Annotated in this window: 20 protein-coding genes; 9 read left to right on the top strand and 11 right to left on the bottom strand. The window is 45.2% G+C overall.

Features of this window, described 5'->3' with window-relative positions:
- Positions 1 to 6: 6 nt before the first annotated feature.
- Together FEM55_RS16745 and FEM55_RS16740 are read right to left on the bottom strand one after the other, a co-directional pair.
- Positions 7 to 732, bottom strand: a complete 726-nt coding sequence (locus tag FEM55_RS16745; RefSeq protein WP_138282477.1) for an SDR family oxidoreductase — start codon at positions 730 to 732, stop codon at positions 7 to 9.
- Positions 733 to 806: 74 nt separating this feature from the next.
- Positions 807 to 1376 carry a Crp/Fnr family transcriptional regulator gene (locus FEM55_RS16740; protein ID WP_138282476.1) on the bottom strand — a complete coding sequence of 190 codons (570 nt, stop codon included), beginning with the start codon at positions 1374 to 1376 and terminating at the stop codon, positions 807 to 809.
- Positions 1377 to 1591: 215 nt separating this feature from the next.
- Between FEM55_RS16740 and FEM55_RS16735 the strand changes: the two genes are divergently transcribed.
- From FEM55_RS16735 to FEM55_RS16720, 4 genes are all read left to right on the top strand, one after another.
- Positions 1592 to 3193: a sensor histidine kinase gene (locus FEM55_RS16735; protein ID WP_138282475.1), complete on the top strand. Its 1602-nt coding sequence runs from the start codon at positions 1592 to 1594 to the stop codon at positions 3191 to 3193.
- Complete coding sequence (locus tag FEM55_RS16730; protein ID WP_138282474.1) at positions 3186 to 3593, top strand: response regulator; 408 nt, start codon at positions 3186 to 3188, stop codon at positions 3591 to 3593. Before FEM55_RS16735 ends, FEM55_RS16730 begins: the two co-directional genes overlap by 8 nt.
- Before the next feature lie 231 nt (positions 3594 to 3824).
- Positions 3825 to 5462 carry a carboxylesterase/lipase family protein gene (locus FEM55_RS16725; RefSeq protein ID WP_138282473.1) on the top strand — a complete coding sequence of 546 codons (1638 nt, stop codon included), beginning with the start codon at positions 3825 to 3827 and terminating at the stop codon, positions 5460 to 5462.
- Between the two features lie 368 nt (positions 5463 to 5830).
- Positions 5831 to 6460 (top strand): HAD family hydrolase, encoded by a 630-nt coding sequence (locus tag FEM55_RS16720; RefSeq protein ID WP_138282472.1) that lies wholly within the window; start codon positions 5831 to 5833, stop codon positions 6458 to 6460.
- Positions 6461 to 6744: 284 nt separating this feature from the next.
- Here FEM55_RS16720 and FEM55_RS16715 read toward each other — a convergent pair whose 3' ends face one another.
- Positions 6745 to 7218 carry a hypothetical protein gene (locus FEM55_RS16715; protein WP_138282471.1) on the bottom strand — a complete coding sequence of 158 codons (474 nt, stop codon included), beginning with the start codon at positions 7216 to 7218 and terminating at the stop codon, positions 6745 to 6747.
- Positions 7219 to 7852: 634 nt separating this feature from the next.
- Here FEM55_RS16715 and FEM55_RS16710 point away from each other — a divergent pair.
- Positions 7853 to 9145: an amidohydrolase/deacetylase family metallohydrolase gene (locus FEM55_RS16710; protein WP_138282470.1), complete on the top strand. Its 1293-nt coding sequence runs from the start codon at positions 7853 to 7855 to the stop codon at positions 9143 to 9145.
- Between the two features lie 279 nt (positions 9146 to 9424).
- On the opposite strand, the gene FEM55_RS16705 is transcribed toward FEM55_RS16710, so the two are convergent.
- Genes FEM55_RS16705 through FEM55_RS16695 form a run of 3 tightly spaced genes read right to left on the bottom strand, consistent with a single transcriptional unit; the run spans position 9425 to position 13330 of the window.
- The gene (locus FEM55_RS16705; protein ID WP_138282469.1) at positions 9425 to 11680 is read right to left on the bottom strand and encodes a xanthine dehydrogenase family protein molybdopterin-binding subunit; all 2256 of its coding nucleotides are present in this window, start codon (positions 11678 to 11680) and stop codon (positions 9425 to 9427) included.
- Between the two features lie 31 nt (positions 11681 to 11711).
- A complete protein-coding gene (locus FEM55_RS16700; protein ID WP_138282468.1) occupies positions 11712 to 12695 on the bottom strand; it encodes an FAD binding domain-containing protein in 984 nt (327 codons plus the stop codon).
- Positions 12692 to 13330 (bottom strand): (2Fe-2S)-binding protein, encoded by a 639-nt coding sequence (locus tag FEM55_RS16695; RefSeq protein ID WP_138282467.1) that lies wholly within the window; start codon positions 13328 to 13330, stop codon positions 12692 to 12694. Before FEM55_RS16695 ends, FEM55_RS16700 begins: the two co-directional genes overlap by 4 nt.
- A gap of 271 nt (positions 13331 to 13601) precedes the next feature.
- Between FEM55_RS16695 and FEM55_RS16690 the strand changes: the two genes are divergently transcribed.
- The 4 genes from FEM55_RS16690 (at position 13602) to FEM55_RS16675 (ending at position 16664) form a co-directional block, all read left to right on the top strand.
- On the top strand, positions 13602 to 14024 hold the full coding sequence (locus FEM55_RS16690) for a hypothetical protein (protein ID WP_212748318.1): 423 nt from the start codon (positions 13602 to 13604) through the stop codon (positions 14022 to 14024).
- A gap of 299 nt (positions 14025 to 14323) precedes the next feature.
- The gene (locus tag FEM55_RS16685; protein WP_138282466.1) at positions 14324 to 15574 is read left to right on the top strand and encodes a GAF domain-containing sensor histidine kinase; all 1251 of its coding nucleotides are present in this window, start codon (positions 14324 to 14326) and stop codon (positions 15572 to 15574) included.
- 251 nt (positions 15575 to 15825) lie between these two features.
- Positions 15826 to 16269 (top strand): hypothetical protein, encoded by a 444-nt coding sequence (locus FEM55_RS16680; RefSeq protein ID WP_138282465.1) that lies wholly within the window; start codon positions 15826 to 15828, stop codon positions 16267 to 16269.
- Between the two features lie 164 nt (positions 16270 to 16433).
- A complete protein-coding gene (locus FEM55_RS16675; RefSeq protein WP_138282464.1) occupies positions 16434 to 16664 on the top strand; it encodes a hypothetical protein in 231 nt (76 codons plus the stop codon).
- Between the two features lie 38 nt (positions 16665 to 16702).
- On the opposite strand, the gene mscL is transcribed toward FEM55_RS16675, so the two are convergent.
- The 5 genes from mscL to FEM55_RS16650 form a co-directional block, all read right to left on the bottom strand.
- Positions 16703 to 17137: a large conductance mechanosensitive channel protein MscL gene (gene mscL, locus FEM55_RS16670; protein WP_138282463.1), complete on the bottom strand. Its 435-nt coding sequence runs from the start codon at positions 17135 to 17137 to the stop codon at positions 16703 to 16705.
- Positions 17138 to 17399: 262 nt separating this feature from the next.
- Complete coding sequence (locus FEM55_RS16665; RefSeq protein WP_229209306.1) at positions 17400 to 18221, bottom strand: transglutaminase domain-containing protein; 822 nt, start codon at positions 18219 to 18221, stop codon at positions 17400 to 17402.
- 421 nt (positions 18222 to 18642) lie between these two features.
- Complete coding sequence (locus FEM55_RS16660; protein WP_138282461.1) at positions 18643 to 20205, bottom strand: ADP-ribosylglycohydrolase family protein; 1563 nt, start codon at positions 20203 to 20205, stop codon at positions 18643 to 18645.
- A 62-nt stretch (positions 20206 to 20267) separates the two neighbouring features.
- Entirely contained in the window at positions 20268 to 21182 is a 915-nt protein-coding gene (rbsK, locus tag FEM55_RS16655) for a ribokinase (protein WP_308420206.1), read from the bottom strand.
- Between the two features lie 42 nt (positions 21183 to 21224).
- The gene (locus FEM55_RS16650; protein WP_138282460.1) at positions 21225 to 22220 is read right to left on the bottom strand and encodes a YhdH/YhfP family quinone oxidoreductase; all 996 of its coding nucleotides are present in this window, start codon (positions 22218 to 22220) and stop codon (positions 21225 to 21227) included.
- Positions 22221 to 22502: the final 282 nt, after the last annotated feature.

Below are 22502 nucleotides of genomic sequence, written 5' to 3'. Positions count from 1 at the left end.
TCTGGATCACCAGGGCGTTTCGCCGTAATCGCTGAAAAATTTCCCGTTTGGACCGTCTGCACCGATTATAGCATACCGGACAACTACTTCTGCTGCTTCTTCCACTTTCTTGTAACCGGTATGGCCATTGAAATCCGTTGCCGTGTAGCCGGGATTGACGCTGTTTATCTTGAATTTTGAATCCCTGAACTCGTAAGCAAGCATGACGGTAAATGCATTCAGCGCCGTTTTGGACGAACAGTAACCGGTTACTTTCACATCAAAGTGCGCATAATCCGGATTGGTATGGTTGCCCAGAGAACCCAGATCGCTGGAAACATTGACAATGCGCGGCTCATCCGACTTTTTCAGCAGCGGGATAAATGCCTGCGTCGTTTGCACCACACCGAAAAAGTTGGTATCAAATATGTTCCTGAGATTTTCCTGCGTGATTTCGGAAGCGTTCTGAGGCATGACGCCCGGAATTCCGGCATTGTTGACCAGTACATCCAGCTGAGCGACTTTGCCAGTCAATTCAGCAGCCGCAGCATGGATGGACGCGGCGTCCGTTACGTCGATCTGCAGCATATCCACATCTTCAAATCCTTCCGATTTCAGTTGTTCAACCGCTTTCAGGCCTTTTTCGGCATCGCGGCTCCCGATATAAACGGAATAGTTGAGGCTTAGTAGTTGTCTGGCCGTTTCAAAGCCGATGCTTTTGTTTGCACCTGTAATCAATGCTGTTCTTTTCATAATGTTCTGTTTTAAATACAGCAGCAAAGCTCGGATATCCAGGCTCATTATTTTTTGTCATTTGGCAAATAATATTATGAAATGTTTTTTCGGATCCGGCTCAGTGATGATTGCGTGATTCCCAGATAGGAAGCCAGCGCGGAAAGCGGAATCCGGTTGGAAAGTCCCGGATAAATTTCCAGAAAGCTCAGGTAACGCGTTGTGGCATCTTCACTGAGCATACGGCTGCTCTCGTACACTTTCCGCATCAATGCACTCGACGACATTTTTGCGAACAGCGGGTTCCAGTCGGCGATGATTCCGGAAAGTTCGGTAAATGCCGGTTTGCTCAGGACAAACATCCGGCAGTCCGTCAGCGCCTCTACGTATTCCGAGCAGGGAATTTCATTATAAAAACTGTTCAAATCTACTGCAAACTGATTTTCCCTGACAAAACAACGGGTAAATTCTTCTCCTTTGATGCCGTAATAACAAACCCGGAGCACGCCTTCACTCAGAAATCCGACTTGCCTGGCTATTTTGCCGGCTTCCGAAAAGTAGGCTCCTTTTTTAAGCGTAATTTCATGCAACCTGGTTTTAATCAGTTTCGTCTGCTGTGCATCAAGCTGGCCGAACTGAAGCATATAACTGATAATTTCTTCCATGCGTCCAAGGTATGACGGCCTGAGCAGATATTTTCTGTTTTCCCGGAATTTAAAACCGGCTTCAGGTTTCCGCTGCTTGCTTTCATATAGCCTGATACACGAATAAATATGATATACACTATCAACTTTATTTGAACTTATTTACATATTTGCATTAAATTAAACTACATAACTTAGCAAACAAGTTATTTTTATTTCATTCAACCATCTGCATTTTGAAGCCTTCGCCTGTTTCCGATCCTGACAGTGAACTGGGTACCCTTATATGCGGGCGGAATGGCGTTGCCAGTAATCAGGAGGCGTCATTTGGTGAGCAGTTCTCCGAATTTTTCAGTGGTATACTCCATACTGAAGACTGGCCGCCACGCTGGTATTGCGGCAATTGGTCAGACTTTCACGGCTGGCTTTACATCCTTTCGGATCTTGGGATCTGGGCTGCGTATTTTGCCATTCCGCTGCTAATGCTGAATGTTCTATACAAAAGAAAAGACATTCCGTTTCATGGTATTTACTTATTGTTCGTTGCATTTATCCTGCTGTGCGGAATCACGCATCTGATGGATGCCGTCATTTTCTGGTGGCCGGCATACCGGCTCAGTGCGCTGATCCGGCTGGTAACGGCTGTTGTATCGGTTTTTACCATTTATGCACTTTATAAAATTCTTCCTTCCGTTTTCTCGCTACGGTCTGTGAGTGAACTGGAAGCTGAAATCAGAAAAAGGCATATTGTAGAAGAAAAACTGGCAGCCAGCGAGTTCCTGCTTTCCGAAGCAGGAAAAATCAGCCGGGTCGGAGGCTGGGAAATTGATTTGATCACGCGTGCAAAAACCTGGTCACAAACCGTTTATGATATTTTTGAACTTCCTTACGAATATTCCATTGATCATTACAATCCGATCAAACAGGTTCAACCGCCTTATCGCGACACGTTGAAAAAAGCCATACGCGCCGCAATCCTTACGGGTTTGGACTGGGACATGGAGCTCACGATTGTAACTGCGGAAGGCAAGACGATCTGGGTTCGCTCCACCGGCAAGGTGCTTTATGACCCGAATGGAAAAAAGGTTAAGATTCTGGGCACCTTAATGGATATTGACCGTTACAAAACCAACGAAATCGCGCTGAGCCAGTCGCTTGAACTTACCACGCAGCACATTCAGCAACTGAAGAATTTTACGCATATCCTTTCGCACAACATCCGGAACCATGCCAGTAACATGGTCCTGATTTCATCGCTGGTGGAAACCGAAGCGCTGGATGAATATAACGCCGCGCTTTTTTTCAAAATGAAAAACGTATCGGACGGATTGAATGCAACGCTGGAAGATCTGTCACAAGCTATTAAAATCAAAGAAAATCCGGTTCGTTCCGAGGTAATCAGTTTCAGGGAAATTACGGAAAAAGTTCTGGATATTTTTGAATCGGACCTTAAAGTGAACAACGTGAAAGTGGAACAGATTTATGAAACGGAACGGATCAGCTTTCCGCATATTTATCTCGAAAGCATTCTCACAAACCTGATTTCAAACGCAATCAAATACAGGAATCCGGATAAAAATGCAACCATCGTTTTAAGGACTTACCGGAATGAGCAGCTGAAAACGGTAATGGAATGCCGCGATAACGGCCTTGGCATTGACCTGGAACTGCATGGAAACAAAATCTTCGGCTTGTACAAAACCTTTCACGAACGGAAAGATGCCCACGGCGTCGGCCTCTTCCTGACCAAAACCCAGATCGAATCGCAGGGCGGACAAATACAGGTTGAAAGCCAGCCTGGAAAAGGTTCGGTATTTAAAATTATTTTCAATGAATAGAATAAACACAACCTGGGTAATCGATGATGACGAGATTTACAGATTTGCCATCAAGCTCATCATGAAACGTGCGGACATTACGGAGAAAACGCTTTTTTTTCACAATGGGAAAACCGCAATCGACTGTTTTACAGAAAACCTGCAAAACCCGGACGAACTGCCGGACCTGATATTGCTCGACCTGAATATGCCTGTGCTGGACGGCTGGCAATTTCTGGATGCCTACGAAAAACTGAAACCGCAAATCAGTAAAAACATCACCATTTACCTGGTGAGTTCCACGATTGACGAACAGGATTACAACCGTGCAAAAGCCATTTCCTGCGTGACAGAACTGATCGTAAAACCGCTTACCGTTAAAGATATTCAACGGATTCTGTCTGCATTCAATCTGGATTAATCAAAAGGATTATGCAGAAAAACAGGAAACGGATTTTGGCAATTTTGATTATACCGGACTGACAAGCAAGCAGAAATGCGAAATTTAATTTTTTGCTCTTGTGAACTGGGGCTGCATGAATGGGCTGCAACAATAAACAAGGTGTCAAACGGTATAAATTAAGTTTTATCAACTCTTTATTTCAGAACAAAAACTTATTTGTTTTGTAATAAAACCGAAAACGGAAATCCTATGAATAAAATCATTTTACTGACCCTGTTATCTGTCCAACTTGCCGGTTTCGCGCTGGCACAATCCGGCAAAAGCAATGCTGCGCCTCAGGTAAAAACAAACAACGGCGTTGTTGAAGGCGTTGTGGAGCAAAGTGGTATCCGCTCCTTTAAAGGAATTCCGTTTGCACAGCCGCCGGTTGGTGAACTGCGCTGGAAAGAACCGCAACCTGTCAAAAACTGGCAGGATGTTCGCAAAACGAACAAATTTGGGCCGAGAGCCATGCAAAATCCTGTTTTTGGCGATATGGGCTTTCGTTCCGACGGCATGAGCGAGGATTGCCTTTACCTGAACGTTTGGACGCCTGCGAAATCTGCCAATGAGAAACTGCCGGTTCTGGTTTATTATTACGGCGGCGGCAACATTGCCGGCGACGGTTCGGAAGGCCGGTACGACGGCGAAAGCATGGCAACAAAAGGCATTGTAACCCTGACCGTTAATTACAGACTGGGCGTTTTCGGCTTTTTATCGCATCCTGAACTCACCAAGGAATCGCCGAATCACACGACGGGCAACTACGGCTATCTGGACCAGAGTGCTGCCTTGCATTGGGTAAAGGAGAACATTGCCGCTTTCGGCGGAGATCCGAACCGCATCACCATTGCCGGGGAATCAGCGGGTTCCATCGCTGTAAGCGCTTTGATGGTATCACCGCTTTCCAAAGGACTGATTGCAGGCGCTATCGGAGAAAGCGGCTCGTTGCTGGGCACGCTTCCGCCTGTATCGCTGAATGAAGCCGAGCAGTTCGGATTGAAATTTGCTGAAAAAGTGGGTGCGAAATCGCTTTCAGAACTGCGTGCGGTTCCAGCTGAAAAATTGCTTGAGTCTACAGACAAGCCCGGTTCCGGCCGTTTTATGGCAACCATTGACGGGTATTTTTTCCCGAAACAGCCACTGGAAATGTATGCGGCGGGAGAACAGGCGCATGTACCGCTGCTTGTCGGCTGGAACTCGGAAGAAATGTCTTCACGCGCTTTGCTCGGCAACGAAGAACCGACTGCGGAGAATTTCACGAAAGCCGTTCAAAAAATGTATGGACAAAATGCGGATAAAGTCCTGAAAAGCTATACTGTTGCTTCCGGGGCCAATGTGGAACAGGTTGCAACGGATCTGGCAGGCGACCGTTTCATCGGTTACAGCACCTGGAAATGGGCGGATATGCAGAGCAAAACGGGCGGCAAGCCGGTTTATCGTTACTATTATTCACGTCCGCGTCCGGCAATGGCAGCCAAAATGGGCAATGCAGTAGCGAATCTGGCCGGCGGCGTTACAAAATCCGCTGATCCGAAACCAGCTCAGACGGCCATTCCGAAGGGTGCCGTTCACTCTGCGGAAATCGAGTATGCCATGGGAAATCTTTTCAAAAATGAAGTTTATTCCTGGACGGAAGAAGATCATAAAGTGTCCAGAGACATGCAGAATTATTTTGCAAATTTCATAAAAACAGGTAACCCGAACGGTTCCGGATTGCCAAACTGGGCACCGCTCAGCAATGGCAAAACAGCTCAGTATATGCAGATTGATGTGAACAGCCGTCTTCAGACAGAAAAGAACAGCGACCGTTATCTGCTGCTGGATGCATTAAATACGAAAAAGTAATAGTTACCAACTCATTTCCATTTCAAAAGCCTTTCTGCCGGTGTAAAAAACGGAAAGAAAGGCTTTTGCATTTACATCGTTTCAGGAAGCCCGTGCATTGTTAACTGAAATTCAGATCCTGCTGAAATGTCCGTTGCAGCAGCGCATCTTGCCTTCTGATTTCCGGTTTACTTTTTCTGGTAACGATTAATTTCATGCCGGAATAATCCGGGTACGGATAAGAATTGTATATTTAAATTTCCGGGAAACGATTTTGAAAACCGTTTACAACGTTCGGTTAACACCCTAAATGCAAGATCCGTATTTAATTCTTTTTTGGTTTAGAACCATTCATTTAATAATTACTGTAAAGATTAAACTTACATCCGATGGAAAGCAGCGATCTTAAGATTCTATTTTTTGATGTTGGCGGCGTGTTGCTGAGTAATGGCTGGGGACATGAATCCAGGATGATGGCAGCAGAAAAATTCGGACTGGATTACGATGAACTGAATAACCTGCATAATTTCATTTTTAATGTTTATGAAATAGGAAGTATCACGCTGGATCAATATCTGGATGTGGTTATTTTTAATCACCCCCGTGATTTTGTGCGGGAAGATTTCAAGGAGTTCATGTATGCGCAATCCGTGGAATTGCCGGGAATGCTGGCGTGGCTGAAAGAATGGAAAAAAGATTGCGGTTTCCGTATTATTTCCATCAATAATGAAGGCAAGGAACTGAACGATTACCGTGTTCAGAAGTTCAAGCTGCACCTTTGTTTCGATGCATTTATTTCTTCCTGTGAAGTAAAAATGCGCAAGCCCGACCCGGGAATATTTAACCTGGCCATGGGAATTGCGCAGGCAACACCAAGTCAGTGCGTGTATTTTGATGACCGGATCATGTTTGTAAACACGGCTAAAAAACACGGTATCCGCGCTTATCATCACACAAGTTTCGAGTCGACAAAGAATATTCTGGAAGGATTGAAACAGGAAAAGTTTGCCCGCGTTTAAAACATTTCAGTTGTTTTAATTGAAACTTTTTTCAAGTAAAAAATTTGTTTGTCAGGAACTGTCCATGAAATTACCCGGACATTTAAATTTATATTAAAACAGGAAATAACCATCAAAAGGAAAGTTGTATCCTATCGTGGTTTTGTAAAAGCTGGAATCCCGGAACGTTTGAAAGCATACGTGATATAAAAGATTACATTTTGCTCCCTTATTAAAATAATAGCCCGATAAATACTTTATCGGGCTAACAATACCTTTCAAACCAGTGGGTTAAAAATCAGCAATTAGGCTTGTTCCATTTGATCTGCTGCGATTTTCGGTTTACGGCCTCGGCGTTTTCCTGTGGTCGGTGCAGCGGGTTCTTCACTCGACAAAATCAATTCGTAACCAACGACTCCTTCGTCATAATGGAATGGATTAATTGCAAACGTGTACTTGTTATTTTCAAAATCAATCCCGCCCTGTTTCAGAATTTTGCCAAGCGGAATAACATACCCGCGTCCGCTTTTAACCAGTGGAAAAGTTTCGTTTTCGTCTTCGGAAGGAATAAGGTACACCGATTTGAACTTTCTTTTTCCCTGATCCGTACCAATTTTAAACCGTGCTTTTTCCGCTTCAATATCCAGCTCCTGAAGTGCAATAACGGGTAAAATAATCTTTCCGGATCCGGAAATGTAGCCTGTGAGTTTGGGTTTACTTACTTCTGTTTTTGAACTGTTCTCCTGTGGTGAGAAGAACTTTATTGCTTTGGCTTTCATAAAAGGAAATTATTATATTGTTATAATTTACACAAACATAATGATAATCGTAAAAGATCTGCAACCGCTTATTCATTCAAATTGACTAAACAGAAATTAAAATGCGATTAACAGATAATTTAAAGTTAATTAAACCCTTGAAAGATCCTTGAAAATGAATTTTGTTTAATAAAATCCTTTTCTTTATAAACACTTTAAACCTGCACAATGGTTACGGCTTTCCAGGCTTTTTTAATTACAACTATAACTTAAAAATCAATTAAATCATTGCTGCTCTGCTGTTATTTTGACAAACCATATCGTTGCAAACTTTTCTGCATGATCTGCAATTCTCCAAATTAAAGTCTGTATCCGGGAGTTTACTAAAACATACCTGAAACAGTCGCCACCAAAAAAGGAAATAAAAAGAAAGAACCGGACAGTTTGTATTATAAAAGCCGAGGCCAGAAAAATTCGCAGCTATAAGTAATTAAAAAAAATAATAGCCGGAAATGCGGGTATTCCTGCAAGCGGTTTGTCTTGTTATAACAGCATGAAAGCGGCTTCCTTGGTTTTAAAAAAACGCAAGGCAAAACCGGATAATTTACCCGTTTCCGAATTGATTTATCATTCCATAACCAAACCCAAACCTTTTATGAAAGTAGTTTCCCTCATTATTTTCCTGTTAATTTACGTTTTTTCACCTGTTTGGTCACAGGAAAAAAAGTATAGCATTGTCATCAAAGGCGGCCATGTCATTGATCCGAAAAACAATATTGACGGCATCATGGATGTTGCAGTTGCCGGTACGCCGGGCGGCACTGACGGCAAAATAGCGCTGGTTGCAAAAAATATCAGTCCGGAACTGGCTGTTCAGGTTGTGGATGCCAGAGGAATGTACGTGACACCGGGGCTGATTGATATCCATGTTCATTTTTTCTGGGGAACGGATTTGCAGGGAACTTACCGCAATGGCCCAAATGGCCTGCAAGCTGACGGTTTCACTTTCCGATCGGGCGTTACAACGGTCGTAGATGCCGGTAGTTCGGGATGGAAAACTTTTGAAACCTTCAAGAAGCAAACCATCGATTTATCCCGAACACGCGTGCTGGCCATGCTGAACATTGTCGGGGAAGGAATGGCCGGAGGAAAATATGAAAACAGTCTGGAAGAAATGGATGCGGCCAAAACGGCTGAAATGGCAAAAAAATATCCTGATCACGTTGTAGGTGTCAAGCTTGCGCATTTCAGCGGACATAACTGGACGCCAACGGACCGTGCCATTGAGGCCAGCAGACTGGCGGACATCCCCATTATGGTGGATTTCGGAAGCGCTGACCCGCTTTTGCCGCTGGAAGAACTGTTTCTTAAAAAATTCCGTGCAGGCGACATTTATACACATTGCTTTGGCGGAAACAGCAATAACAGCGGAAAAGGAAGAGAATCAATTGTTGATGTTACGACCAACAAAGTGAAACCGTATGTGCTGGAAGCACAGAAAAAAGGAGTGATTTTTGACGTCGGCTTTGGCGGCGCCAGTTTTTTGCTGGCACAGGGACAACCCGCCATTAAACAGGGATTTTATCCGAATTCGATCAGCACGGACCTGCATACAGGCAGTATGAACAACGCTATGAAAGACATGAACAACATTATGTCGCTGTTTATGGCAATGGGTATGGACTTCAAAAGTGTGATTGCGGCGAGCACCTGGAACCCGGCCAGGGAAATCAAACGCCCTGAACTCGGAAGTCTTTCCGTGGGTTCGGATGCGGATATCGCCATACTGAATGTGCGCGACGGAAAATTCGGTTTTTATGCAAGAGATGGTAAAATACAGGGTAAAAAGCGTATCGAAACAGAAATGACGATCCGGGCGGGAAATATTGTTTATACGCTCAATGCCATGGTTGATCCGGTCAATGTGCCCCGGCCTGCGCAGCGTTAGGATTGGTATTTTGTGAAAATTATTATGTGAAATGCATAAATAACAATCCGTTTTACCAATCCTTGATTGGAAAAAACCTGATGAAGTAACTGAAACAAAAATAAAACCAAAAGCCGTCTGAAAATTCGTTTTTGAATCAACGTTTTTCAGACGGCTTCTAATTTTGAATAAGTGAATGGCTTAAAGTCATTCAAGATAACAAGTTTCCAAAGTATCTATTTGAAAGTTATAATCTAAAAGCCAATAGCCAGAAGCTAACAGCTAATAACCAGAAGCTTCCTAAATCAATTTATCCGGCGTAATCGGCAATTCACGAATGCGTTTTCCGGTTGCGTTGAAAATGGCATTTGCAATAGCCGGGGCAACGCCGATAATTGCAATTTCGCCTAGACCTTTACTTCCGACCGGATCGGCCAAGGTGTCTGGTTTGTTGACAAAAAACACTTCGATATGCGGAACATCGGCATGGACGGGAACGTGGTACTCTGCAAAATCTTTGGTGACATAGCGCCCGAAACGATGATCAATGACGGCACTTTCCGTCAATGCCATTCCTATGCCGCCTGTTGCTCCTCCGATCATCTGGTTGGCAGCTGTTTTGGGGCTGATGATGGTGCCTGCATCTCCGCAGCATACTACCTTTTTGACACAGACCTGACCGGTAAGGGGATGAACATGCACTTCGGCAAAATGCATGGAAAACGCGTACATGGAGTATTTATTCCGGTTTTCATCCGGTCTGGATTCCTGAGTGGTTTCCATCTTCTGGATGTTGTTTTGTTTGAACAACGTGCGAATGTCCACTTTGGCAGAATCATTGCCAGCAATCTGGACTTGTCCGTTTACAAATACGATATCTTCCTTTTTCGCTGATGCAAATGCTGCATTGCTGCCTCCTTTTGAAGCAATCATGGTTTTAAGCTGTTCCTTTAATGCATTGCATGCTGCCTGAACGGCCGGACCAACGCTGTTCACCGTAGAAGATCCGCCCTGATTACCCGCCTTTGGAAACTGCGAATTACCGAGCTGAAAAATGATCTTGTCCGTTGATATGCCCGTAGTATTGGAAGCAATCTGCACCATGGCGGTTCCCGTTCCGGGTCCGATATCTGTAATGGCACACTGCATCAGCAAATTGCCGTCCGCATCGAGCTGCGCTCTTACGGCAGCGGCACCGCGGTTCGCACCGAAAGTGCCGGTTCCCATTCCGTATCCGACCAGCCACTCGCCGGAACGTACCGATCCGGGCTGCATCTTTCTTTTATCCCAGCCGATTTTTTCTTTACCCGCATCGTAGCATTCTTTAAGATATTTCGTGGACCACGGCAGTTGTTTATCCGGATCAGAGTCTGTATAATTCATCAGCCGGAATTCAATCGGGTCCATTCCGAGGGAAAAAGCCATTTCATCCATGGCAGATTCCAGTGCAAAAGCACCCGTAGCTTCGCCCGGGCCGCGCATCCAGATGGGCGTGGAAACGTCGAGTTTCAGAATCCGGTACCGTGTATTGACGTTCGGCGAAGCGTACATCATTCTGGTTTGCTGCAAAGTAGATTCCGTAAATTCTTCGTAGCTGGAAGTCTGCCCTACAGATTCGTGATTAATGGCCACCAGCTTGCCGTCTTTTGTAGCTCCCATCTGGATTTTTTGCCAGGTATACGGGCGATATCCGACCATTGTAAACATCTGTTCACGCGTAAGAACCAGCTTCACAGGTTTTTTCACCTGCTTTGCAGCAATGATGGCAGCCGTTTCATGCGGCCAGTTGTGCAGCCCGTTTCCGAAAGCCCCGCCTACAAAGGTTGCAATGACTTTCACGTTTTCCGGCGGCAAATTCCATTCCTTGGCAAAATGCTGTTGTGTAGGCTGCGTTCCCTGTACTTTATCGTAAAGCGTTAGTCTGTCATCTGCTTCCCAGTAGGCTGTGATGGCCTGCAGTTCCATAGGATTGTGTACTTCGGTCGGCAAAACGTACTCTGCATCGATTTTTACAGGGGCATTTACAAAAGCGTTTTTATCGCCTCGATTGTAATCGGCAACAGGCGATTTCGGATTTTTTTTGGCTTGTGCCGGCAATACGGCATTGTCCATATTGGCATCGAAATCCGTTTTATGCTGCTCCTTTTCATACTGGATTTTAACCAACGAAGCACCAAACTGCGCTTTTTCAAGTGTTGAAGCCACAACGGCAACAATTGGCTGGCCATTATAATACACGTTATTGTCGTAGAACGCACGGAGTGGCTGACCATTTACAGGCGGCTCGGAAGGATGCTGGTTGCTCGTCTGATAACCGGGAACTTTGATGGCATTCACGTGTGAAATCACAGCGAGTACGCCCGGTGCACGTTCCGCTGCTCTGGAATCAATGCTTTTTATAGTCCCTTTGGCAATCTTACTTTCAACCAGCACGGCATAAACCAGTCCCGGCAACTGGTATTCAGCGGAATACCGGGCAGCACCCGTAACTTTCAGCCGGCCGTCTACCCTGTCCAGAGATTTGTAATCTTTTTTATCAAAAAATGCTTCGTTCATGATTTGCTGATTCAGTGATTTCTCTTTTGACTCACACGGGTTCCGCAGCATTTTTCAATGCCTGAACAATGGTGTTGGGCCCTAATTTCAGTTTAAAAGCATTGTGTTTGTATGCTTTTGCGCCCTGCATGGCAATTTCGGCCGCATTCCGGAAAGTTTTCTCACTGGCCGGTTTCCCGATCAATGCCTTTTCTGCTTCGCTCAGTCGCCAGGGCTTGTGCGAAACGCCGCCCATCGCCAGCCGGGCATCCTTGATCGTGTTGTTTTCAATGTGCAAAGCTGCCGCGACGGAAATCACCGCAAATGCATAAGAAGCACGGTCACGAATTTTCAGGTAATGAACATTTCTGGTAAAAGCATTATCCGGAATTTCAATGGCCGTAATCAGCTCGTTTTCCATCAGGTTATTGTCCTTTTCCGGAGTATCGCCGGGCAGGCGGTGAAATTCCGCGAACGGAATGCGCCTTTCGCCTTTCGGGCCCGCAGCCACAACCGTTGCATCCAGTGCCACCAATGCAATGCACATATCGCTTGGGTGTACGGCAATGCACTTTTCACTCGTTCCGAAAATCGCATGCATCCGGTTAAAACCTTCCAATGCACCGCAGCCTAAACCCGGTTCGCGTTTGTTGCACGGCATGGCGGTATCATAAAAATAATTGCATCGCGTACGCTGCATCATATTCCCTCCTACAGTTGCCATGTTACGGATCTGCGCCGAGGCGCCGGCATTCAGCGATTGCGAAAGCAGCGGAAGTTTTTCCTGAACAAGTTTGCTGTCGGCCACCTGGCTATTCAGCGCAAGTGCGCCGATTACAATTTTATTTCCTTGCTGCTCAATGCCCTTCAATGGAATATTGTTGATATCCACCAGCTTTTCCGGTGTCATGATGTTCCTTTTCATCAGGTCCACCAGATTGGTGCCGCCGGCTATAAAACGGGCATTCTGTGTTTTGGAAACCGCGTCTACTGCTGCTTTTGGCGTTGAAGTCCGTACGTATTGGAACTGGATCATAATTTCTGTCCGTTATTTTTAACTTCTGTGATGGCATCCACAATGTTCGGGTATGCGCCGCAGCGACATATGTTACCGCTCATAAATTCCCGTATATCCGCTTCGTTTTCAGCATGGCCTTCCCGGATACAGGCAATGGCTGACATAATCTGCCCGGGCGTGCAGTAGCCGCACTGGAAGCCGTCGTGCTTGATAAATGCTTCCTGCATCGGATGCAGCTGATCGCCTTTTGTCAATCCTTCAATGGTGGTTATTTTCTGGCCTTCATGCATCACTGCAAGGCTGAGGCAGGACAGTACGCGCTGGCCATTCACATGCACGGTACAGGCGCCGCACTGACCATAATCACAGCCTTTTTTTGTTCCCGTCAGGTTGAGCTGTTCACGCAGCAGATCCAGCAACGTAACACGCGGTTCAACGGATAGTTGCTGTTTTACGCCATTGATTTCCATTTTCAAAGGAACCTTGTCAAACGCCGAAGCAATCTTTTCACCCAGATCATTTTCCGCTGCTTTGGCTACAACTCCGGGAGTAACTGCAATGGCAGTCAGCAAGGACGTATTTTTAAGAAAATTACGGCGTGATTCAGCAAAACTTTCGTTTTCAGGCTGATCAGAATAATGGTTGTCTCCCATAAAAAGTTGGTTTGTGTTTTACAGGTTGGGGATTGTAAAATGAAGAAGTAATTACGGATTAAAAATATCATACCCGTAACCAGCCCGGTTTAAATGAAGCAGGAAAGAATGAATACAGGTACTTCTGTAATTACATGGCCCTAAACCACGTACCGGAATAATTCAGGAAATGAACCCGATGGCATCTTTTTTGCATGGAGAAATCAGGGAATCAATTATCAAAGATTATGAAACCCGTCCTATGTATTATGTTCAACCAAAATATCGTAAAATGAAATTGAATAACGTTCCCTTGCTCGTCATGCTTTTAAGTGCACTGTTATTTACATCCTGTGCAAAAAAAATGAGGTTTGAAGTTTCCCGGGAAGTACCGGCTGCGGAAGGCGTTGTGAAAGTTAAAAAAGATGATAACAACAACTACAAGGTAAATTTGAAAGTAATCCGGCTGTCCCCTTCCGAAAGGCTGAGCCCGCCGAAAAACACCTATGTGGTCTGGATGGATACCGATCTGAACGGAACAATCAACATCGGAAATCTGGGAACATCAAAAGGGATATTTTCCAAAAAACTAAAAAGCTCCCTGGAAACGGTTACCCCTTATCAGCCGGTGCGGTTCTTTATCACCGCAGAGAACGATAAAAGAGTGGAATACCCGGGAAACCAGATTGTTTTAAGAACCAGGTATTATAATTAGATCCCGAAAAGTTTCTTTCGGGTTATCGCATGGCAGATTGACCCGAATGCTGATTTTCCGTGGATCGGTATATCTATGAAATGCCTGTAAATTGATTATTCATCTGAACAACCATTCAGTACGCGTATAATATGCTTCGTTCGGGTCTCTTGAACTTAGCTGTATTTTAACCAACTCTGTTTTTGGCTTGTAAAAAAAGCTTGTAACTTTATGGAATGAAGCAACTTCATCTCTTCCTGGTTGAATAGGCTCCTGATTAATCCGTTTTAAAAACACAGCATAACAACCTTGCAACAATAATGGTAGCTGCAAATGTAGATTTCATTAATGATATTGAACGAATCAGACAGATTACGATTGTACCTAAAATGCTGGAAGTAATTTGTAGTTCTACCGGAATGGGTTTTGCTGCCATTGCAAGGGTAACAGAAAAAAAATGGGTTGCGTGCAGCGTACGGGACGAAATCAGTTTTGGACTGGAAGCTGGCGGCGAACTGATTCTGAGCACGACCATATGCAATGAAATACGGGACAGTCAGGAACTGGTAGTCATTGAGGATGTCAGCAACGATGAAATTTTCTGCAATCACCCGACTCCTAAATTGTACGGTTTCCAAAGTTACATCTCCGTTCCGATCATGCTGAAAAACGGCGCATTTTTTGGCACCCTCTGCGCCATTGACCCGAAGCCGGCTCGCATTAATAATACCAAGACCATTGAAATGTTCAACATGTTTGCAGAACTGATTTCCTTTCACCTGCAAAGCCTTCAGTTGCTGGAAGACAGCGCCTCGGCTGTACAAAACCTGAACAGACAACTTACGGATTCCATTGACGAAAACCGGCAGTACAAATACATTTCCAATCACAATCTGCAGGAACCATTAAGAAAAATAAGGCTGTTCAGCAGCATGCTTGTCAGTGAATCCAGCAAACAGAACGACAAGATTGTAGACCTTGCCTTAAGACTTGATTCCAGTGCACAGCGGTTTTCCATGATGATAAAAGATTTATCGGATTACTCTGCTCTCAGTAATCCCGGCGACTTTGAGTCCGTCGATCTGGATAAAATTATAGCAGATGTCTGTGCCCAGCTTTCCCCGGAAATCACGTGCAGAAATGCGGTTATCCATTCTAATGGATTGCCTGTAATCAACGCCATTCCGTTACAAATGGAGCAACTTTTTTATCATCTGATTTCCAACGCCCTGAAATTTTCAAAAGAGCATGTTGCACCGGTGATTGAGATCACGAGCAAGGAACTGAAAAAATATCAGGAACATGAATTCAACCTTCTGGAAAATACCATATTGCAACATGAAATCTGCATAAAGGATAACGGAGTCGGTATTGAAAATTCACAGTTGAAAAAGATTTTTGACATTTTTTCGCAAATGCAAAATCACAAACTGAGTTCCGGGGAGGGAATCGGCCTGGCTTACTGCAAAAAAATCGTCAGGAATCATGCCGGAATGATTCAGGCGCATTCGGAAATTAATAAGGGTACTACGTTTCTGATTACTTTACCGGTAATCGGGAGAACTTTGTAACCGTGGCTCTGAATTCTGCTTACTAAGGCGATAACGGTTTTTCCTGTGGAGACACAGGAAAATCATAGCGTCTTTTCCGGTGTCTCCACCGGAATGCACCTCGCCACAAACCATTCGTACCGGAATAAATACCTTTTGAAAACGGAAGCTTAAAAATATAATACTAGACGAATTTAAACGGTAACTTCAATCTTTATTTCTGTTTCAGCACAAACAGCTTCGTTCCGTAAATCCTGAGAATTTACCGCATTGTGCTGCAGTCGGAAGTACTGGATCAAAGCAATTCTGAACCCCGGTTATTATCCATTGAAATGCTGCGTAATCTCTTTTGGCAAAAAATCGTAACGGGTTCTGTCCTTTTTTTGGCCATTTTCCTGCTGGCGGATTATTCCGGCGGAAGCTCATTCAAACAGTCCGGCATCCTTATTGAAAGGCATTTCAGGCCCAAGAAGACCTATTTGAAAAAACAAAGAAAGAAGGATTCGCAGGGACATACTTACACCAGGAATGTCAGAAAAAAACGTCCCGAAATCTGGTATTTTATTGTAAAATCCGACGCGGGTGAAAAAATGAAGATAGAGTGTGAAAAAGAAGTTTACCTTACTTTCAAACCGGGCCAGCATATCAGGTATGAAACGAAAAAAGGCCTTTTCACCGGATTTATTTACCGGGAAAAAATCACAGCCGCCAATTAATGCACCCCGCTTTCCATTCCCTTCCAGATCCTGGCTTTTGCAGACAGTTATTGCCGGGATTCCGGATTACCTTCCCGGCTATTTGCCCTGTTTTTTCATACGGCCACATCAAACATTTTGATTCCGATCTGGATGCGATGAAAAACGATCATCAAGCCAGCCTTATGCAAATTCGTAATACAAGGTCGTATTTAAATACGGGAAACCCTTTTTTTCTATTTTCCCAGCCTGAAACCGAAATTCCCTATCCGGATCCCGCCCGCTTGAAATCGCTGCTGGACGATAAAATCATCGTTTCCATTTTGCCGCTGCTGCATGAGCAGAGCAGGTTTCAAAATACAGAGAAATCACCATTACGTACCAATAAAAAGAGGAAATCAACACCAATGCATTGATTTCCTCCCGTGAATTCACCATTAAATATTAGCTCCGGTTATCGCACATTCAATGGTTTCTGACTCAGAAGATCGCGTATTTCCGTAAGCAGTACTTCTTCTTTGGTTGGCGCAGGCGGAACGCTGGGTGCTTCTGCTTTATTTCGCAACATGCGGTTCATGCCTCTTACCAGCATAAAAATAATAAATGCAAGAATTAGAAAATCGATAATGATCGTGATAAAATTGCCGTATGCAAAAACAGGCCCCAGTTTTCTGGCATCTTCCAGTGCAAGTCCGGGAGCAATTTTTTCATTAAGCGGAATATACAGATTGCTGAAATCCACATTGCCGATTGCCTTTCCAACAAGCGGCATAATCAGATCATTCACTACTGAGTCGACGATCCTGCCAAATGCAGCACCAATAATTATCCCGACCGCAAGATCCATTACGTTTCCACGCAAAGCAAATTCCTTGAATTCCTTTAACATACTGAGTTGAGTTTAATTGTTAGTATAAAACACCTGATAATGCGCAAAAAGGGATTTGGTCCGGAACGTTTTGTCCGGAACGATTACAGCCAAAATGTTCACGATTTCAGAATCTGCATCGAATCAGTTTACTTGGTAAATGGTGACTCAAATAAGTTAAAAATGATGACAAAACAGTAATTTTCACAACCGGAAAATGACTGAATATCCAACAAGAAGCCCCGGAAAGGACTTCCGTATTATTTTCTGTTCCATGACTTGTTCAATTGGTGTTCTGATCAGGAACCGCCGCAGGATCCGGATCCAGCAATTCCACTTCTACATGCAGGGATTGCAAAGTTGCATTTCCGAATTGTGTGATCATGGCAACATCCGCTGCATCACGTCCGTGTGCGATCTCAATCCGGTAACCTTCTGTTTGTTCCTGAACGGCATCAAATGCATACCAGCCGTCACCGATGTAAACTTCAAACCATGCATGAAGGTCCATTTCCTGCAATTTGTCCAGATAACCCACCGTCATACGCGTTGGAATGCTGAGGTTTCTGCAAAGTGCAATGGCAAGATGTGTAAAGTCACGGCATACGCCTATACGGTTTCTGGCCGTGTCCAGCGCAGTTGTATTTGCGTTGCTCGTACCATATTGATAAGTAATGTTATTGTGGATCCACTTTCTGATTTCTTCAACCTGATCGTAACCCGGCTTGAAATTTCCGGCAATCTGCATGGCAAGCGCATTGATCTCCGGCAAATCCGACTGACAGTAACGGCTTGGAAGAATGTAATGCATTACGTCATCCGGCAAATCACCTACCATCACATACGCAGGAACAGGCGTCGGAATGGGTTTGGTCACATTGACCTGCGCCTCTACCTCGGTTGTAATGGTCACCTGCCCGACCGGCATAACAAGCCTCTGGCACGGATTACCGTAAATATCTGTATATTCAGAAAATTCGACCGAAGGATTTACTTTAAATCCTTCCTGAATAATGGATTGTCCGTCTTGCCGGCGGGGTCGCAGCATACAGATTACATTTGTCGGAGCGTACACGTTGTAATTAATGACGCTTTTGCCTTTCATTCTCATAAATTCCTGTAATGTTAATTGGTTCAGAAATCATTATTACAAATGCATGCCAGCCTGAAAATCAGACGATAATGCACGATTTCAAAATTTCAGATGAAGCTGTAATATGAAGGAAATGTATTGAATATTTCCCGGAAGTCACCGTTAAAATGACTGCTCTTATCCATTGTAGCCAATTTTTTCAGGCTTTAATATCATTAACCAATTACAAATAAATGATTGATAATGACAGATATCGCATGAAAAATTCTTCAGATAGTTCATGTAAATGAATGTGTGTCACTGCAAATGCCACAGATTTGTATCCGACTGAGCTATTTACAGAACCAATGGAACGCCCGACGGTACGGCATAAAAAAGCAGCAACTACAACGGGACATTGACAAACAGCAGCATTCGGTTCCTAAATTCCAGCCTATCTGGAACCGGTCCCGGCATCGAAAGGCTTACCGGCGTAAATCAGATAATCCCACGTACGCAGTTCATAATCCGGATGCGGATTTTTCAGTTGAACCCTGACGCTGTGCTTTTTATCGGGCAGTTCGTATCTCCAGAACAATTCGTTCCGCCGCGTTAAGGAAGTTGTCGGGAATTTTACCGTTTCCGCTTTTTTACCGTCGATGTATAAATCTGCTTCCAGAATGTACTCCGCTGATCCGCTCTTTTTTGCTGCGACATTGCCAAGGAGGACAAACCCAGTTCCGGTAAAATCAAAACTGAACTCGCTTTGGCCGGCGGCCTTTGAAAACGGCGTTTTGGATACCGGGAACATGCCTTCAAAACTCTGCTCCAGACGTACAGCTTTGGGCAGCTGCGGTTTTATTTCAACGGTTCTTTCCGTAACTGTACCGCCGTTGCGCCGGATCATTTCCAGTGCATGCCGGTAACTGATTTCATATACTTTGTTCAGCGACATATTCGTGTATTTGAAAGGCATGTCTTCCACATCTTTCAGTCCCATTTTCCAGTAAGCAGGAATTTTGTTATAGCCATGCATCGTACCCAGTATGCCGCCCGCCGAAGAAGGGTTGCAGTCCGAATCCTGGCCTGCGCGCGTGGAAATCTGGAAAGTTTTGTCGAAATCGCCTTTGCCGTACAGCAGTCCGAGTACAATGTAGGCCGCATTGATTTTTGCATCAATGTTGAAAGCGGAAAATACACCTTCCGGACAGCCCGTATCTTCCGACCATTTTTTCTGGATTTCCATCCAGGTCTGCTTCCAGTCGTCTGGATATTGCTTATGCCACCTGATTACATCCGCTATACACCGGTAAAATGTACTTTGTGCCGGAATGACTTTCAGAGCTTCGCTGACGATATAATTGACATCCTTTGATACAAAAGCCAGACTGTACATGGCGCCGACGTAAGCACCGCCATACCAGCCGTCGCCATAGTTCATGATATGACCGATCTTGTCGCCGGTTTGCACCGCCGTATTCGGCATGCCCGGATTCATCAATCCGGAAAAATCGGCTTCAATCTGGAAATCAATGTCATCGGCATGCGGATTGTTTCGCCAGTGCCCGGATTCCGGCGCCTTTATGCCATTCAGAATATTGTACCGAGCCGATTGGTTTGCATGCCACAACTCGTATTTTGCATAGGCAAATGCCTGTGCAAAAGAATCTACCGGCGCATCCATGCCGGCACGTTCCAGCACTTCCACAAACGTCAGATCCATGTAAATGTCGTCATAAAGGCCCGGATGTTCTTCCATCGTTTTCTTCAGATATCCGTCGTACCAAACAATCGGCTGATAATCCTGGATAAATGTACCGTTGAACCGGAACTCCGTAGGCCCTCCGAATGTAACGCCGATTGTCTGCCCGGCCCATCCGCCTTTAATCTTGTCTTTCAGATCTTCCTGTGAAAGCGAAATGCTTTTACCGGAACCTTCTTCTGCTTTCTGCTGTGCAAAGGCTTCATCGCCGCCAGCCAGCAAAGCCGCGATTGCAATAATGGATAATACCTTCATACTCCGTCTGTTTATAGTAAATCAGTTTAACAGCAATTTGGTTAAAAACAGGAATCCTGAACTTACGCCGGCATTTCACTGCGGTAAGGCATGGAAGATTGTGCGCCGAGCTTCGTAACACAGAGTGCGGCGGCTTTACCGGCAAATGCCACCGCTTTTTCCAGCGGCATCTGTTCTGCCAGCGCCACGGCAACTGCTCCGTTGAAACAGTCACCGGCAGCTGTTGTATCAACGGCAGTCACCTGCGGTGCAGCAATCAATCCTGAATAGGAATCAGTTAGTAAAAATGCACCTTTGGAACCGAGCGTGATAATGACATTCGCCACCCCTTTTGCCCTTAGTTGTTGAGCCGCCTCCGCAGCAGATTGAATGTCCGTAACCGGGATGCCGGTCAGCAGCGCGGCTTCGGTTTCGTTTGGCGTAATGAGATACAAACAGGGAAACAGGTTTTCCGGCAGCGGGCTGGCCGGTGCCGGATTCAGGATAACACGACATTTTTTTTCAAAACATTTCCGGATTGCAAACACCGCAGTTTCAACCGGGATTTCCAGCTGAAGAAGCGCAAGGTCTTGTCCGCTTACAGTTTCGAGAAGCTGTTCGAGATGTTCGGGTGAAAGTTTGCTGTTGGAACCGGGTGCAACCGAAATGCAGTTTTCACCGTTGGCATCCACATTGATCAGCGCCACGCCCGAAGGAAGTTCTTCGTCAACTGTTATGTATGCGGTATCCATATTCTCATTTTCAAACTGACTGACAGCCTGTTTTCCAAAAACATCATTTCCGATCCGGGCAGCCATGATCACCTTCCCGCCCAGCCTTGCTGCCGCCACAGCCTGATTTGCGCCTTTTCCACCGGGGTTCATCAGAAATGTTTCTCCGATCACCGTTTCGCCCGGCGCAGGCAGTTTTCTGGATTTCACAACCATATCGGTATTGGAACTACCGATCACGACAATTTTTCCGGAGCTTGGCATCATGCGAATTGTTTTATTTATGAAGCAAAAAAAAGGCCGTATTTACTAAATCCTGACAATTGTCCGGCCCTGCATTTTTCCGTTCAGTATGGTAGTGATTGCTTCGGGAAGTTGTTCAAGGCCGATTTCGTGCGTAAGCAATTCAAGCTGAGGCGGCATCCATTCGGCCGCCAGTTTTTGCCAGATTGCAGCGCGCAGCGTATGCGGCGTAGCAACCGAATCAATGCCAATCAGTTGCACGCCTTTAAGAATGAACGGGAAAACGGTCGTATGCAACTCGCCGCCATTAACCATGCCGCAGGTTGTGACAACACCGCCGTAATGCAGACTTTTGATCACCGTAGCAAGAACCTGTCCGCCTACGGTGTCAATGGCGGCAGCAAAACGGGGTTTCAGCAGCGCCTTGCCACTTTGATCTTCCACTTCCTGACGCGGAATAACTTCACGGGCTCCCATGGAAAGCAGAAAATCGTGTGAAGCAGCTTTGGAGCTGACCGCCATGACGTGATAACCCAGCTTTGCCAGCATGGCAACGGCAGCAGAACCAACGCCTCCGGTGGCGCCTGTAACGGCAACAGCGCCGTTTTCAGGTTTCATTCCATGCCGGATCAATGCCATGATGGACAAACCCGCTGTAAATCCTGCCGTTCCGTAAGCCATACTTTGCCTTAAAGACAATCCTTCGGGCAGCCTGACCAGCCATTTTGAAGGAACGGTAATGTACTCCGCAAAACCTCCGTTTGTATTCATGCCAAGGTCAAATCCGGTAACGATGACTTCATCTCCTTTTTCCCAGTCCGGACTTCTGGAAACCGCTATGACGCCCGCCGCATCAACACCGGGCGTATGCGGATATTGTCGGGTCACACCCCGGTTTCCGGAAGCGGACAAGGCGTCTTTGTAATTGAGTGAACTGTAACGGACCCGCACCAGCACTTCGCCATCCAGCGGTTCCGTTACAGATTTGTACACGATGTTCAGCGCGAATTTTCCCGCTGCCTCTTCGGTAACTTCCAGTGCCTTGTATTTTTCTGCGTTCATAAATTTATGCTTGATATGCCTGTTTATTTTCATTTTCAACGTGCTGATTAAATGCATTTACTTCGGTACATTCATCCATTTTCACACAAAAACCATTGTAACCCGGCAGTTATTCACATGATACATTTTCGTTCCATGATGCATTCCTTTCCGGATCGCACACGATTGATACCGAAGGAAAATCCAATCAAAATGATTTTAAAAAACATGCATTTTCCCCGTTCTCAGGCCATTTGCTGCACGATGATCAGGTAATTAAAATGAAAAGTCATGAACATTTGC

The organism is Dyadobacter sediminis (genome assembly GCF_005860765.1).
In the GTDB taxonomy this organism is placed as follows: Bacteria; Bacteroidota; Bacteroidia; order Cytophagales; family Spirosomataceae; genus Dyadobacter; species Dyadobacter sediminis.
Note: the sequence above shows the minus strand (reverse complement) of the source record. Positions and strands in the feature narration are given on the sequence as shown.